Source organism: Erythrobacter dokdonensis DSW-74 (genome assembly GCF_001677335.1).
GTDB classification, from domain to species: domain Bacteria; phylum Pseudomonadota; class Alphaproteobacteria; order Sphingomonadales; family Sphingomonadaceae; genus Erythrobacter; species Erythrobacter dokdonensis.
Window position 1 is genome coordinate 108,500 of sequence record NZ_LZYB01000002.1, and the last position, 14,392, is coordinate 122,891.

General features: G+C 65.1%; 12 protein-coding genes and 1 tRNA gene. 3 read left to right on the forward strand and 10 right to left on the reverse strand.

Annotated features, from left to right (window positions below; translation table 11 throughout):
* Positions 1-8: 8 nt before the first annotated feature.
* The 6 genes from purC to infA all read right to left on the reverse strand — a co-directional run bounded on the left by purC (position 9) and on the right by infA (position 3,004).
* The gene (purC, locus tag I603_RS04455; RefSeq protein WP_068862643.1) at positions 9-812 is read right to left on the reverse strand and encodes a phosphoribosylaminoimidazolesuccinocarboxamide synthase; all 804 of its coding nucleotides are present in this window, start codon (positions 810-812) and stop codon (positions 9-11) included.
* Between the two features lie 37 nt (positions 813-849).
* A tRNA-Phe gene (locus tag I603_RS04460) sits at positions 850-925 on the reverse strand.
* Positions 926-1,036: 111 nt separating this feature from the next.
* Complete coding sequence (gene yacG, locus I603_RS04465; protein ID WP_068862644.1) at positions 1,037-1,222, reverse strand: DNA gyrase inhibitor YacG; 186 nt, start codon at positions 1,220-1,222, stop codon at positions 1,037-1,039.
* A complete protein-coding gene (locus I603_RS04470; RefSeq protein ID WP_068862645.1) occupies positions 1,219-2,178 on the reverse strand; it encodes an Rne/Rng family ribonuclease in 960 nt (319 codons plus the stop codon). Before I603_RS04470 ends, yacG begins: the two co-directional genes overlap by 4 nt.
* Complete coding sequence (locus I603_RS04475; protein WP_068862646.1) at positions 2,171-2,743, reverse strand: Maf family protein; 573 nt, start codon at positions 2,741-2,743, stop codon at positions 2,171-2,173. The genes I603_RS04470 and I603_RS04475 overlap by 8 nt, the downstream gene beginning before the upstream one ends.
* A gap of 15 nt (positions 2,744-2,758) precedes the next feature.
* The gene (gene infA, locus I603_RS04480; RefSeq protein WP_007163491.1) at positions 2,759-3,004 is read right to left on the reverse strand and encodes a translation initiation factor IF-1; all 246 of its coding nucleotides are present in this window, start codon (positions 3,002-3,004) and stop codon (positions 2,759-2,761) included.
* Positions 3,005-3,229: 225 nt separating this feature from the next.
* Between infA and I603_RS04485 the strand changes: the two genes are divergently transcribed.
* Positions 3,230-6,400, forward strand: a complete 3,171-nt coding sequence (locus I603_RS04485) for a TonB-dependent receptor (protein ID WP_084439845.1) — start codon at positions 3,230-3,232, stop codon at positions 6,398-6,400.
* On the opposite strand, the gene I603_RS04490 is transcribed toward I603_RS04485, so the two are convergent.
* Together I603_RS04490 and I603_RS04495 are read right to left on the reverse strand one after the other, a co-directional pair.
* The gene (locus I603_RS04490) at positions 6,397-7,629 is read right to left on the reverse strand and encodes a BaiN/RdsA family NAD(P)/FAD-dependent oxidoreductase (protein ID WP_068862647.1); all 1,233 of its coding nucleotides are present in this window, start codon (positions 7,627-7,629) and stop codon (positions 6,397-6,399) included. The genes I603_RS04485 and I603_RS04490 overlap by 4 nt on opposite strands.
* Before the next feature lie 23 nt (positions 7,630-7,652).
* The gene (locus tag I603_RS04495) at positions 7,653-8,936 is read right to left on the reverse strand and encodes an APC family permease (protein WP_068862648.1); all 1,284 of its coding nucleotides are present in this window, start codon (positions 8,934-8,936) and stop codon (positions 7,653-7,655) included.
* Positions 8,937-9,027: 91 nt separating this feature from the next.
* Between I603_RS04495 and uvrC the strand changes: the two genes are divergently transcribed.
* Both uvrC and I603_RS04505 read left to right on the forward strand, forming a co-directional pair.
* A complete protein-coding gene (gene uvrC / locus I603_RS04500; RefSeq protein ID WP_068862649.1) occupies positions 9,028-10,989 on the forward strand; it encodes an excinuclease ABC subunit UvrC in 1,962 nt (653 codons plus the stop codon).
* 9 nt (positions 10,990-10,998) lie between these two features.
* Positions 10,999-11,682, forward strand: coding sequence for a DUF6445 family protein (locus tag I603_RS04505; RefSeq protein WP_068862650.1), 684 nt, complete (start codon positions 10,999-11,001; stop codon positions 11,680-11,682).
* Between the two features lie 36 nt (positions 11,683-11,718).
* On the opposite strand, the gene I603_RS04510 is transcribed toward I603_RS04505, so the two are convergent.
* Together I603_RS04510 and I603_RS04515 are read right to left on the reverse strand one after the other, a co-directional pair.
* Complete coding sequence (locus tag I603_RS04510; protein ID WP_068862651.1) at positions 11,719-12,600, reverse strand: OmpA family protein; 882 nt, start codon at positions 12,598-12,600, stop codon at positions 11,719-11,721.
* Between the two features lie 178 nt (positions 12,601-12,778).
* Entirely contained in the window at positions 12,779-14,275 is a 1,497-nt protein-coding gene (locus I603_RS04515) for a carotenoid oxygenase family protein (RefSeq protein WP_068862652.1), read from the reverse strand.
* Positions 14,276-14,392 lie beyond the last annotated feature (117 nt).

Consider the following 14,392-nt stretch of genomic DNA (forward strand, 5'->3'; position numbering starts at 1 on the left):
TGGGTCCCCTATTTCTTGAGCGGCGGCGGACCGCGCAGGCGCGAGCGGGCGTGGGAGAGGTCAAACACCTCGCCCGGGCCATTGTCTTCGCCGCCCAGCAGGCCGAGCCGACGCGCGACTTCGCGATAGGCCTCTTCCTCGCCGCCCAGATCGCGGCGGAAGCGGTCCTTGTCGAGCTTTTCACCCGTCGCCATGTCCCACAAGCGGCAGCCGTCAGGGCTGATTTCGTCGGCGAGGATCACGCGGCTGTAATCGCCATCATAGAGCCGTCCGAATTCGAGTTTGAAATCGACCAGCCGGATGTCGATCGCAGCGAACATTCCGCACAGGAAGTCGTTGATGCGGATCGCCATCGAGGAAATGTCGTGCATCTCCTCGTTGCTGCACCAGTTGAAGCAGGCGATGTGTTCCTCGGCCACCAGCGGATCGCCCAGCGCATCGTCCTTGTAGTAATATTCGATAAGCGTGTGCGGCAGCGGCTCGCCTTCCTCGATGCCGAGGCGCTTGCTGATGGAGCCGGCCGCAACATTGCGCACCACAACTTCGAGCGGGATGATCTCGACCTGGCGGATCAGCTGTTCGCGCATGTTGAGTCGGCGGATGAAATGGGTCGGAATGCCGATATGTCCGAGGCGGGTAAACACATGCTCCGAGATGCGATTATTGATCACACCCTTCCCGGCGATCGTGCCTTTCTTCTCGGCGTTGAAGGCGGTCGCGTCATCCTTGAAATACTGGATCAGCGTTCCGGGCTCGGGACCCTCGTAAAGGATCTTCGCCTTGCCTTCGTAAATCTTGGTGCGGCGGGACATGGGAATTCCTGCGGCCTCGCTTCTTTCAAGGGGAGTGTGGTGCCCAAGGGCGGGATCGAACCACCGACACTACGATTTTCAGTCGTATGCTCTACCAACTGAGCTACTTGGGCTTCCCACTTCCGCAGCAGCGCCAAATGCGCCCGCGAGCGAATGAGTGCGGGCCTATGGCGAAGGGCGCGGCGCTTGGCAAGAGGCTTTTACGTTGCTTTTCGTCGACGGGGTCATTCCTGTTCGCGCCAGTTTTCCTGCGCCACTTCTTCGGGATCGGCAGGCGGGCCGGGAACCGCGTAGGAATCGGAGAACCAGCGGGCAAGGTCACGGTCGCGGCAACGCTGGGAACAGAAGGGATGGAATTGCTCGACACGCGGCTTGCGGCAGATCGGGCAGGGCTTGGCAGGCTTGGTCATGCATCCACCAACTGGGCATGGGCGGCCTCGATGGCAAGCCCGGGATCGGTTTCGATGCGTATCTCGCGACCCGTCCGGCGCGCGAGTTCGTCGAGCCAGACCTCCTCGAGTTTCGCCTTGAGAGCGGGATGCACGCTGAGCAGCAGGACGCGCCCTGTGCCCTCGGCGGCGATTTCCGCGCGCCGGAGTGCCATGCGCGCGGCCATGCCAAGCCGGGCTGTGGCAAAACGGTGCAGCATCGAGGGGCCTTCTAGCCGGGCAACCAGTTGGACGAAGCCGAAGCCGTTCATCGCTGTGCGTTCGTGCGGCCAGCCCGCCAGCGCTGCGTCGAGCGCATCGTCAACCGCACGCCGATCAGCCTTGGCGCCGAGTGTGGGAAAATCGATCCCGACATTTCCCCCGAGGTCGAACCACCGCAGCGCCTGTACGATTGCGGATACCGCCGCCAGAGCGATCTCACGCCCGTCTCCGGTGCCGTCCACATCGATCAGTGTCATTGCGGGGGTGACGCTGACAAGGATCTCTCCGCCCGGAAAATCGAGGCTCGCAGATGAGGCCGAGTGCCACACGTCTTCCCATAGACCCGCTGGAAAGCGGTGCACCTTGCGGCCTGATGGAAAGGGTGCCGGGGCGGCGCGTGCTTCTGCCCCCGCTATCCGCGCCTGCGCCCGCTTGAACCGTCCGCGCTCGGTCATCGGCGCGCGGGTGATCAAGAGGTCAAGCGTCTGCCCTTCGGTCGCTGCGGGCGGCAGGTGATCCACCAACGCCTCGGTGCCGTCGTCGAGCATCGCCACCCCGCGGCGCGTGCCCTTGAGCTTGGTGGCAAGTTTGCCGGTGCAGCGGGTTCCCGCCGTCAATTCGCCCGGCCAAATGATCCGCGCGGCAAGGACACGTTCGCCCTCCAGCAATAGGGCTCGGCGCTCGGCTATGCCGTCCTCGATCAGCCACTCAGCCAATCGGAAAGCCCGCCGCTTTCAGGAGCGCCCGCGTTTCGTACAAGGGCAGGCCCATAACGCCGGAATGGCTGCCGTGGATCCATTCAACCAGCCCCTCGGCTGCGCCCTGAATGGCATAGCCGCCCGCCTTCCCGCGCCATTCGCCGCTGGCGAGATAGGCGGCGATTTCTTCCTCGCACAGCCGCTTGAAGCGCACCACGGTCTCGGACAATCGCTCGCGCAAAGTCCCGTCGGGCGCGCGCAGCACCACGCTCGAGAGCACCTGATGGCGCCTGCCGCTCATCAGTTCGAGACAGGCGCGCGCCTCGCTTTCGCTTTCGGTCTTTGGCAGAATGCGCCGCCCGACCGCGACCACCGTATCGCCGGCCAGGACGCAGCCGGGCGCGTCCACCGCGAGCGCCTTTTCGCGCCCCATCCGCAGGGCATAGGCCCGCGGCAACTCGCCCTTCAGCGGGGTTTCGTCGATATCGGCCGGAGTGACGGCATCGGGGGCAAGGCCCAGCCGCGCGAGCAGTTCGCGCCGCCGGGGCGAGGCCGATGCCAATGTGAGATGCGGCGCGCCCATCAGCGGCGCAGGCGCTTATTGCGGGCCGGGGCCGCCGCGACCCGGCATGAAGCGGTAGGTGATGCGTGCCTTGGTGAGGTCGTAGGGCGTCAGTTCGCACAGGACCTCGTCGCCTACCAGCACACGAATGCGGTTCTTGCGCATCTTGCCTGCTGTGTGGCCGAGCACCTCATGGCCGTTTTCAAGCTCCACCCGGAACATCGCATTGGGCAGCAGCTCAACCACGCGCCCGCGCATTTCGAGGAGTTCTTCCTTGGCCATGTATTTCCTTTTGGTCGTTGATGCAGCGTCCATGACGCCGGTCGAAAAGCCTGCGCGCTTTAGCGATGCGGGAACCAAAAGGGAAGGCTCAAGCTTTAAGGCCCGCGCGTACCCGATTCTCGCACGCCGAAAGACAGTCTGACCGGCGCGCGTGCAGCGATACGGGTAACGGCCCGGCACAGGCAATCAAACACCTGGCCGACCAATTTGAACCGAAGGGACAAAATGAACCTCTCCCCGCTTTCCCGCGCGATTTTGCGTGCAGGTACCTGCGCTGCCAGCCTTGTTGCTGCGGTGCCCGCGCTGGCGGCCACAGCGAACGCAACCCAGCCGCAATGGGCACAGGTTCCCCAAACGCCCGATCAGGAAGAACAGGAGACCGAAAGCGGCACTGCCGTTTCCGCGGGAGAGATCGTTGTCAGCGGCAAGCGCATCCGCGGCCAGTTGCTGGTCGAACAGGCGCCGCTGCTCCAGCTTGACGAGACAGCGATCGCGGCAGAAGGCGTGACCTCGATCACCGACCTGATCACCCAGATTACCGCTCAGACCGGTTCGGCCCGCGGCCGCGGCGGTGGCGGGCGCCCGGTCATTCTCGTCAATGGTATCCGCATCGGATCCTTCCGCGAATTCGCGTCTTATCCGCCCGAGGCGCTGGCGCGGGTCGAGGTCTTTCCGGAAGAAGTCGCCCAGCGTTTCGGCTTTCCGCCGGATCGCCGGGTTATCAACCTCATCCTCAAGGAAAACTATTCCAACCGCGAGGTCGAGCTCGAGTTCGAGACGCCCTCGCGCGGGGGTGTCACCCGCACCGAGCAGGACTTCGGCACGCTGCGTATCGCCGATGGCGGACGCTTCAATCTCGATTTCGAGATCAGCGATGCCTCGCTGCTGACCGAGGACGAGCGCAACATCATCCAGACGCCGGGCTCGGTCTCGGAGGTGCCGGGTGATCCTGCCCAGGCCCGCTTCCGCAGCCTGACTGCCGACACCTTCGGCTTCGAGGGCAATCTGAGCTGGGCCAAGGCGCTGATTGAAAGCGGCATGTCGCTCAGCGCCAACCTCAATTACCAGCGCAATGAAAGTCGCAGCCTCGACGGGCTCAACACGGTTACGCTGACCGATGATCCGGCTGTGACAGGCATCGTGCGCACCTTCGGGGAGGATACGCCGCTGGCGCGCCGTTCCTCGACCGACCGGCTATCGACCGCAGGCTCTTTGACGAAGCCGGTGAACAATTTCCGCCTGACCACGACTTTTGATGCCTCGCTCGCCGAGACCGAAACAGAGATCGATCGCCGTTTCGATACAGCGCTACTTCGGCAGGCCGCGCTTGACGGCACGCTGGCGATCGACGGGCCGCTGCCGGTTGATGCCGGGGCCGGTTTCGACGTGGCGCGCAGCCGGAACCTGACCGGGCAATCGCAGACCACACTCGAAGGCCCGCTTGGCGAGCTGCCGGCCGGCGAAGTGCTGACGACCTTCAATTTCACGCTTGACTGGCAACAGATCGAAAGCAGCGACACGCGCAGCAATCAGGATGTGACGCTGACCCGCCGCCAGCTTGCGACCGGTGCCAATGTCGTGGTGCCTCTCACGAGCCGCCGTGCAGGTGTGGCCGATGCGCTGGGCACTTTCACGCTCAACCTTCAGGCCGGGGTCCAGGAGCTTTCCGACTTCGGCGTGCTGGGCGACTGGAATGCCGGGCTGAACTGGTCGCCTGTTGACGGGCTCGACCTGTCGGCGACCTATATCTGGCGCGAAGTGGCGCCGGGCCTTGCTTCGCTCGGCAATCCGATCATCGTCAATCTCAACGTGCCGGTGTTCGATTTCGCTCGCGGCGAGACCGTTCTGGCGGATGTTACCACAGGGGGAAATCCCGATCTGCCCGCCGAAACCCAGCGCGACTGGAAATTCGCCGCCAACTGGTCGCTTCCGTTCTGGGACAATACCCGGCTGACGGTGGAATATATCCGCAACCGTTCCGACAATGTCGTGAGCGGCTTTCCCCAGATCACGCCCGAGATCGAGGCTGCTTTCCCCGGGCGGGTCACGCGCGATACTGACGGGCGTCTTGTCGCGGTTGACCGGCGCGCGGTCAGCTTTGCCGAAACGCGGGCCAACCGGGTACAGTTCATCTTTTCGACCGGGGGCAGCATTGGTGCCGGGGCGCAAGGCAGCGGGCGCGGTGGCCCGGGCGGGCCTCCGTCGGGTGCAAGCTCCGCGCCTGCGCCCGCGCCAGCTTCCGGCGGCGCTCCGGCTCAGGCGGGGGGCGGTACGCGGTTCGGCGGGGGGGCGGCTCCCACCCCCGAACAGCGCGAGCAATTCATGGCTTTCCGCGCGCGACTATGTGCCGATGACGGGCTTGAATTTCTTAAGAAACTGGCCGCCGCGATCGACAGCGGGGCGGACATCTCGGCCGAGTTTCCGGGGATCGATGCCGCGCGGCTGGCGCCTATGCTGGCGCGAGTTCGCGGCGAGGATGGCTCCATCGATGCCGAGCGGCTCGCCCAGTTCCGAACCCGCATCTGCAGCTTTGATCCAGCGATGATGGGCGGCGGCAGGCCGGGCGGTGCGCCAGGCGCGCCGGGGCCGGGCGGTGGGCCGGCTGCCAATCCGCAGTTTGCCGCCTTCCGTGAACGGGCTTGCGGCCTCGAGGGGAATGCCGCGATCCTCGAACTGATCGGCAAGATCGAGCGCGGCGAGGATGTGTCCGCAGAGCTTCCCGGGATCGATCCGGCTTTCATCAAGATGGCAATCGATCGGTCGCGTGCGCCCGACGGCACCATCCCGCCCGAAGCGCTGGAGCAGTTCAAGCAGCGATTCTGCGCTGCGGCGCCGCAGCAGGCGGGGGGGCAGGGCGGCGGTGCACCGGCAGGCGGAGGCGCTCCTGCCTTCAACCCGCTGGCCGGACGAAGCTTCCCGGGCTTCCGCTACTTCCTGAACCTCACCCACGCGATCGAGCTCGACAACGAGATCCTGATTGCTCCGGGAATTGCTCCGCTCGACCAGCTGGACGGGCAGGCGACCGGCGCTTTCGGCCTGCCACGCCACACCAGCAGACTCGAAGCGGGTCTGTTCGGAAAGGGCATGGGCTTCCGCCTGTCGGGCATTTACACTGGCGAGACCCGTCTCGACGGTTCGGGCCTGCCGGGCAGCACAGACCTGTTCTTCGACGACATCGTCACCTTCAACCTGCGGATCTTTGCCAATATTGGCGAAATCACCGGCAAGAATGAAGGTTTCCTCAAGGACACGCGCATCAGCCTGCGGGCCGACAACCTGTTCGACGCGCAGCGCCGGGTCCGGGATTCGAACGGTAACACGCCGATCAACTACCAGCCTTTCGTGATCGACCCGACCGGGCTTTACCTTGGGATCGATCTGCGCAAGCTGTTCTAGGACTGGCTGCGGGAGAGGGCCTCGCCCAAGGCTTCGGCGCAGGCAAAGCCGCTCGCCCAAGCCCACTGGAAGTTGTAGCCGCCGAGCCAGCCGGTGACATCCACCGCTTCGCCGATGGCATAGAGGCCGGGCACTTTGACGGCCTCCATCGTGCGGCTCGAGAGTTCCGCCGTGGCGATGCCGCCGGCGGTTACTTCGGCCTTGGCATAGCCCTCGGTACCGGTGGGGGCGAAGCGCCAGTCGGCGAGCCTGGCCTGTGCGGCGCGCAGCTCCTTGTCGGAGCAGTTGCCGAGTTCCTGTTCGAGACCTGATCCCTTTGATGCGAGCCGGTCGGCCAGCGCATCGGCGAGGCGATCGGGCAGGCGCTCCCTCAAGAGGGTGCGCAGATGTGTGCGGGGACGGTCGCGCTTGGCCTCCAGCAGCCAGTCGCTCGCCGCATCGGGCAGGAAGGTGATCCCGACCGGCTCGCCATGCCGCCAATAGGACGAGATTTGAAGGATGGCGGGGCCGGACAGCCCCTTGTGGGTGAACAGCGCCGCCTCGACGAATTCCGCTTTTTGCTTGCCTTCTCCAGCCCGCGCCAGCACCGGCGCGGCGACGCCGGAGAGTTCGCGGAAAAGCACGTCCTCTCCCCCCAGCGTAAGCGGCACCAGGGCAGGTCGCGGCTCGACTACCTTGAGCCCGAATTGCCGTGCGAGCCGATAGGCGAAATCGCTCGCACCCATCTTGGGTATCGAAGGCCCGCCGGTGGCGATCACCAGCGCGGGGGCCTGCCACTGGCGACCATCGGCTGCGGTGACGGTGAACCGGCCGTCCGCGCCCCGCGCCACTTCGGCGATCTCCACGCCGCAGGTGAGTGTCACACAATCGGGCGGACACTCGTCCAGCAGCATCGCCACGATCTGCTTGGCCGATCCGTCGCAGAACAGCTGGCCCAGCGTCTTTTCGTGCCAGGCGATGCCGTGCTTTTCGACCAGCGCGATAAAGTCGGTCGGGCTGTATCGCGCCAGCGCGCTCTTGGCGAAATGCGGGTTGGCCGATAGGTAATTGGCCGGCCCCGCGCCGAGGTTGGTGAAGTTGCAGCGCCCGCCGCCGGAAATCAGGATCTTCTTGCCCGGCGCCTCGGCTTTCTCAAGCAGCGCCACACGCAGCCCGCGCTGCCCGGCCTGACCGGCGGCGAAAAGCCCGGCTGCGCCTGCGCCAAGGATGATGACATCTGTTCCGGTCATGAGACCAAGCCCTCTAGCGGCATCTAACCCGCCTGTGCAGCCTCAACCGCCCGCCGCCGCCCGGCGAAATATAGCCCCGTTCCGACCATCAGCAGAACGCCGAAAACCTCATAAGCCTCGACCTTGGCGTGACTGGCGACCCACAGAGTGGATGCTGCAGCGAGCAGTGCAGCCGGTAGGTGCCACCATGGTGGGGGCACCGTATCGCGGCGTTGCAGTACCGGCAGCGCCAGCGCGGCGAGCAGATACATCACCAGCCGCGATAGTGTGCTGGCCACCGCCAATGTCGCGAAACCGGCCCACAGGCTGAACAGCACAGCGATCCCGCCATAGAACAGGATCGAGACATCGGGTGTCTGAAACCGCTGCGAGACATGCGCGAAGATCCCCGGCAGCAGGCCCTGTTCCGCCATGCCGAAGGTCAGGCGCGGGGTTACGATGCCGCCGCTCAGTGTGTTGGCGCAGATCGAAACCGCTGCCGCAAGCGCAATCACCACCGCTCCGGTTGGGCCGATCAGCGATTCCGCTGCGGCCGACAGCGCGCTTCCGGTGCCTGATACCTCTGGCGCGATCGCCAGATAGGCCCAGATCACCAGCATATAGAACACCGCCACCGCGCCCAGCGTGGTCAACAACGCCAACGGCAGGTTGCGCCTGGGATTGCGCATTTCGCCGGCGGCAAAGGTCGCATTCTCGAATGCCATATAGGCATAGAAGGTCAGCAACACGACGCTTTCGAACTCGCTGAACCGCGGCAGGGTAAAGCCCACCGCCGGATCGCGCGTGGCGAGCCCGAAAATGATCAGCGCGACCAGTGGCACGAGTTTCACCACCGTCATCATGCCCAGCGTCCCCACGGACGTCCGCATTCCCAACAGATTGACGATGGTGGTCAGCACGATGAAACCGATCACCGCGCTCGCCTTGATAACCGGGTCTTCAAGCACCGGCACCAGCACTGCCAGATAGGCGATGGCCACTTGCGTATTCGCGGCCACCGCTACCACGCCCGAGGCATAGCGCGACCAGCCGGCCTGAAACCCGAGAAACGGGCCGAAGGCGGCCGTGGCATAAAGCACCGGCCCCCCGTGACTATCGAACCGCGCGGCAAGCGCGGAGAAGACGAACACCAGCGGCAGCACCAGCAGCGCCCCGAAAAGCATCATCCATGGCGCGAAACTGCCCACCGCCGCGACCATGATCGCAGGCAGCGCAAATATCCCTGCGCCTATCATCCCGTTGACCGGGAACAGTGCTGCCCCCCAGAATCCCACGGTCCGCGGCAGGATCGCCGATTGTGTCATCATGCTTGTCCCCCGCTGCAAGCTGCCATCGTGGACTGTGCAAGGGCGCAGCACAAGCTTTGCCAAATTCCCCCGCCTTACCTATCTGACCCCCATGGCCCGAACTCCTGCCGGCACACCCCATGATCCGCGAGGGGGCGATCGCTTCAACGAGGAGCGCGCCGCCTATACGGTCGCCTCGGCGCAGCCTGACCTCGAAGGCGGGGTGCGGGCGATCCGCGAGACTGTGAAGGTGCTGAAGCCTGTCCCCGGTGTCTACCGCATGCTCGATGCGCGGGGCGAGGTGCTTTATGTCGGCAAGGCGCGCAGCCTCAAGGCGCGGGTGGCAAACTACACCCAGATCGCCCAGCTGTCGGGCCGCTTGCAGCGCATGGTCAGCCAGACCCGCAGCATGGAGATCATCACCACCAATTCCGAGGCCGAGGCGCTGCTGCTCGAAGCGCAGCTCATCAAGCGCTTCCGCCCGCCGTTCAACGTGCTGCTGCGTGACGACAAGAGCTTCCCCTTCATCCTGCTGCGCGCCGATCACGCCTACCCACGCATCCAGAAGCACCGCGGCGCGCGGCGGGCCAAGGGCAATTATTACGGGCCGTTCGCGAGCGCGTGGAGCGTCAACACCACGCTCAACGCGCTGCAGAAACTGTTCCTGCTTCGGAGCTGCACCGACAGCTTCTTCAACAACCGCGACAGGCCTTGCCTGCTCTACCAGATCAAACGCTGCTCGGCGCCCTGCGTGGGGCGGATCGACGAGGCGGGCTATGATGCGCTGGTTCGGCAGGCGAAGGACTTCCTCTCGGGCAAGTCGGGCGCAGTGCAGGCTGACCTCGAACGGCAGATGGCCGAGGCTGCCGAGAACCTCGATTTCGAGACCGCGGCGATGCTGCGCGACCGGCTGCGCGCGGCGACCTTCATTCAGGGCTCGCAGGCGATCAATGCGCAGGGGCTCGGCGATGCCGATGTCTTCGCGCTGGCGGCGAAGAACGGGCAGATGAGCGTCCAGTCCTTCTTCATCCGCGGCGGGCAGAACTGGGGCCACCGCGCGCTGTTCCCGCGTCACACGGCCGACGTGGACGAGGCGCAGGTGCTCGCCGACGTGATGCTGCAATTCTACGAGGAAGTGCCGCCGCCGCCGACCATTCTGGTGGACCGCGAGCTGCCCGAGGCCGCGCTGATCGAAGCGGCTTTGTCCGAACTGGCGGGCCGCAAGGTGCGGCTCTCCGTCCCCGAACGCGGTGACAGGCGCAAGCTGATGGCACAGGCGCAGAGGAATGCTGTCGAAGCGCTGGAGCGGCGGCTGGCCGAAACCGGCACCAAGGCGAAGCTCAACCGCGAGCTGGCGGCGTTTCTGGAACTCGACGCCCCGCCGCAGCGGATCGAGATCTATGACAACAGCCATATCCAGGGCGCCAAGGCGGTGGGCGCGATGGTGGTCGCCGGAACGGAGGGGTTCGAGAAGGGCCAGTATCGCAAGTTCAACATTCGCGAGGCGCAATCGAATGACGACTTCGCGATGATGCGCGAGGTGATGGCGCGGCGGTTCCGCAACTTCGCGGAAGGCGAGGAGAACCCCGAGGCCAAGCCCGGCGGCCACGAAACCGTCCTCCCCGACCTGATCCTGATCGATGGCGGCAAGGGGCAGCTTTCCAGCGTCATGGCGGTGCTGGAGGAGATCGGCATAGCCGACGATGTGGCGGTGATCGGCATCGCCAAGGGGCCGCACCACGGGCGCGAGGGGCGCGAAGTGTTCCATTTCCCCGACGGGCGCGAGAAGCTGCTGCCGGTGAACTCGCCGCTCTTGTTCCACCTGCAGAACCTGCGCGACGAGGTGCACCGCTATGTCATCGGCGCGCACCGGGCGAAGCGGTCCAAGGCGATCACCGCCAGCCCGCTCGACGAGATCCCCGGCGTCGGCCCGGCACGCAAGCGCGCACTGTTGCTGCATTTCGGCACGGCGTCCAAGGTGCGCGCGGCGGCGCTGGAAGACCTGCAACGCGCCCCCGGCGTCAGCGCGGCGGTGGCGCGCAAGGTCTATGATTTCTATCACGCGGGCGGCTAGGACAGGCGCATGATCCTGCCCGATGCCACCATCACCGTCGAACGCCTCGGTCGCGAGGGCGAGCCGCTGGTGATCATCGATAATTTCACCGGCCAGCCCGAGCGCCTTCGCCAGATGGGGATGGCGGCGCAGTACCATCCCGCAGGGGTGGATTATCCCGGCCTGCGGGCGCTGGCCGATCCTTCCTACCTCGACCTGCGGCGCGAGCTGATGATGCAGGTCATGTCGCGGGTGTTCGGCCTGACGCGCGGGGTGCATTGCGAGATCGCCGCCTTCTCGCTGGTGACGCTGCCACCCGAACAGCTGAGTGTCCGCCAGCGCATCCCGCATCATGATCATTCGGATGCGGGGCGGGTCGCGATCATGCACTATCTTGGCGGGCCTGAGACGGGCGGCACGGCCTTCTACCGTCACCGTCGCACCGGGTTCGAGGCGATTACCCCGGCGCGCGAATCCGCCTTTGCAGCCGCGCTGGCCGAGGACGAGCGCGAATTCGGGCCGCCGCCGCCGGGCTATCCGATGGGTGACAGTGCCGCCTACGAACAGATCGGGGCGGTCGAGGCGCGTCCTGATCGCATGGCGCTGTATCGTGGGCGCCAGCTCCATTCGGGGATCATTCCAGATCCTGCCGCGCTATCGGAGGATCCCGGCTCCGGGCGCCTCACCGTGAACATGTTCCTTTACGGAAGCTGAGGGGCCGGACCGGCAAGGCCCAGCCCCTCGCTCGGGTCACTGTTCGTCAAGCGCCTTGCTCACCAGCACGTTGACCGAGACGCGGCGGTTCTGGGCGCGGCCGGCGGCGGTGGTATTGTCGGCCGCAGGATCGGCGGTCGCCATTCCGGTCGGGGTCAGCATCCGGTAGGGCTTCCACTTGCACACCTGCTGGAGGTGATTGACCACGGCGGCAGCGCGCTTTTCACTCAATGCCTGGTTCACCTCCTGCGAGCCGGTCGAATCCGTATAGCCGAGCACCAGCATAAGCGAATTCTCGTTGGCTTCGGCCTGCCGCGACGCCGCGCACAGTTCGGCCTTCGCGCCGGGCGAGATCACCGACTTGCCAGTGTCGAAATAGACATTGGTGGTGCTCTTGAGATTGTACTTGTCGATATCGCCGAGCCGCCCGCGCAGGGCCTCGGTGGCGGCGGCATTCTGCTCGATCGCCGCGCCCTGCTCGGCGAATTTCTGGGCGGTGCCGCCACGGATCATGGCGGCAATCACGCGGTCATCGCTGGTGAAGCGCACCTCGCTCGCGACAAGCCCGTCGCCGTAATACCGCGTGCGCACCCGAACCGGCAGGCCGTTGATCAGCGCGCTCTGGTCGAAGGTCTTGTTGCCGATCCCGAGAAATCCCCCACGAGTGCGGATTTCCGTATCGGGATGGAGCGTCAGGATGGTGCTGGTGCCGTCGTCCGAGGTTACCTGCAGCCGTTGGCCCTGGCGCGCGGAAATAATGCCGTCGATGCGCGGACCTTCGTTCATCTCGGTCATCGGCGGAAGATTGCCATAGACCGTCGTCAGCACCTCTCCCTCGGGCGTATCCTGAGCGGCAACTGGCAGGGCCAGCGCGGCAAACAGCACAAGGGCGAGCGGGGCGCGGGCGGGAATGGTCATTTTGTCATTGCTCCTCTGGTTCGGGCCGGCGATCCCGTGGGCGACCCTTGTTCACACTATGCGTGCCAAGCGGTGTTCATGACAACCTTGCTGACAGATGAACAGAGGCCCTGCTGTTGCCGCATGAGGGGGCAATCGGACCATGGAGTGCGATGAGCCGAGGCTTTCGGCGGTTTTTTCAGGCCGGAACCATGCGGCTTGCGTGGAACGAAGCATCCTGGCGCAGCTGGTCGTGCTCGACCCAGACCGAATGGGTGCCGGAACAGATCTTGTGTGGCAGCGCGAGGCGGCAGATCGGGCCTTTCGTCACATCGCTCGCATCAAGGATCGCGCATTCGGACGTCCCGCTGTTTTCGTCGATCAGGAAGGTGACCAGATATCCGTCGTCTTCAGCCGTGCCACCCTTTCGGGGTATCATCGGGCTTTCGCTGGCATAGACGCCTTCCGGCAGGCGATAGACCTGCTCCTCGCCCGTGTCGGTATCGTGCCGGACATAGCCGTTGAACAGGAACCAGCCGGGCCGGGTGGTGGTCGACCAGACGTAGCGGCTCTTTCGCATGGCGAACCGCGGGTTGATCATCCCGAATTCGACAATGCGTGTCGACAGGCGTTCCTCGCGGGTTTCGCCGGTCTTGAGGTTGAAGCGCCAGCGGTGCAGGCGGCTCTGGAACGAGTGCTCGTCGACGTAGGCCATCATGTGGCTATAGCGGCCCATCTCCTCGAGTGGATCGGGCATGGGCCGGGCCTGATGATAGCCTTCGAGCACCACCTCGTCGCCTTCTTCCCACGCATTGGTCCAGTGCAGCACATAGGTCGGGTCGGCCTCGAACCAGCGGATATCCTGCGGCTGGCCGTAGCGCGGGATCAGGGCGAAGCGGGTGGGGACTCCTTCGTGCAGGCGCGCTGCATGGATGTTGCGGCCCAGCAGCTCCTCGTCCCAGAACAGCGGCATATCATTGAGGATCGACCAGTTTTTCGTGATCGCCATGTCGTGCGGCAGGCGCGGGCCGGGCAGCGGCACGGGAACATAGTGCACCAGCGCGCCGGTGCGGTCGACCACGCCGTAATGCATGAAAGGCGCGTACTTGGAATAGTTGAAGAACATCAACTCTCCGCTGTCCTCGTCGACCTTGGGGTGGGCCGAGATCCCGTCCAGCGGCACCCAGGGCGCCTTGCCCCGGCTGGCGAGCGTGACGGGATCGAGCATCCAGGCCTCGCCGCATTGGTAGAGCGTTGCATAGGCAGTGCCGGCGTGGACGATAATGTCTGTCGAGCCGGTGTCCTTGAGCCCCCCGTGTGCACCGAAGCCCGGGCGCAGCGAAGTGCCCCACGGGTCCATCAGTCCGCCCCACAGCGACTGGCCGGCGATCTGCTCCGCCTCGAAACAGTGCGTGCGCACGAAGCGGTTGCGATAGCTCGCCTTACCGCCTGAAATGTTGACCTGATGGATCATGGCATCGCCATCGAAAGGATGGTGGCGACCAAGCGGCTGGTGGACCTGGTTTTCGGTGTTGCGCAGGTAGATGCCGTCGATGTCGGACGGGATTGCTCCTTCGATCACTGCCAGTTCGGCGACGTCCACCTCCTCGTGGAGAGGGGTCCATGGCCCTGTCAGATAGGGATGGTTCGACGGCTCCAGTGTCGTCCTCACCGGCGGATGACGGGTAATCTGCATGGGTTCCTCTCCCTTTGTGTCAAAGATGAACCCGGGGAGAGCGCTGCGCAAGTCGCTCCGAGGCAAATTTGATTCCGATCAAGGCGGTCAGCAAAATGGCCGTGCATTCTGCTATGC

Excerpts from the sequence above, each read along its gene's own strand:
- purC (WP_068862643.1), bottom strand. The coding sequence starts at position 812 with ATGTCCCGCCGCACCAAGATTTACGAAGGCAAGGCGAAGATCCTTTAC.
- infA (WP_007163491.1), bottom strand. The coding sequence starts at position 3,004 with ATGGCCAAGGAAGAACTCCTCGAAATGCGCGGGCGCGTGGTTGAGCTG.
- I603_RS04495 (WP_068862648.1), bottom strand. The coding sequence starts at position 8,936 with ATGATGACACAATCGGCGATCCTGCCGCGGACCGTGGGATTCTGGGGG.
- I603_RS04505 (WP_068862650.1), top strand. The coding sequence starts at position 10,999 with ATGATCCTGCCCGATGCCACCATCACCGTCGAACGCCTCGGTCGCGAG.
- I603_RS04485 (WP_084439845.1), top strand. The coding sequence starts at position 3,230 with ATGAACCTCTCCCCGCTTTCCCGCGCGATTTTGCGTGCAGGTACCTGC.
- yacG (WP_068862644.1), bottom strand. The coding sequence starts at position 1,222 with ATGACCAAGCCTGCCAAGCCCTGCCCGATCTGCCGCAAGCCGCGTGTC.
- uvrC (WP_068862649.1), top strand. The coding sequence starts at position 9,028 with ATGGCCCGAACTCCTGCCGGCACACCCCATGATCCGCGAGGGGGCGAT.
- I603_RS04510 (WP_068862651.1), bottom strand. The coding sequence starts at position 12,600 with ATGACCATTCCCGCCCGCGCCCCGCTCGCCCTTGTGCTGTTTGCCGCG.
- I603_RS04475 (WP_068862646.1), bottom strand. The coding sequence starts at position 2,743 with ATGGGCGCGCCGCATCTCACATTGGCATCGGCCTCGCCCCGGCGGCGC.
- I603_RS04515 (WP_068862652.1), bottom strand. The coding sequence starts at position 14,275 with ATGCAGATTACCCGTCATCCGCCGGTGAGGACGACACTGGAGCCGTCG.
- I603_RS04490 (WP_068862647.1), bottom strand. The coding sequence starts at position 7,629 with ATGACCGGAACAGATGTCATCATCCTTGGCGCAGGCGCAGCCGGGCTT.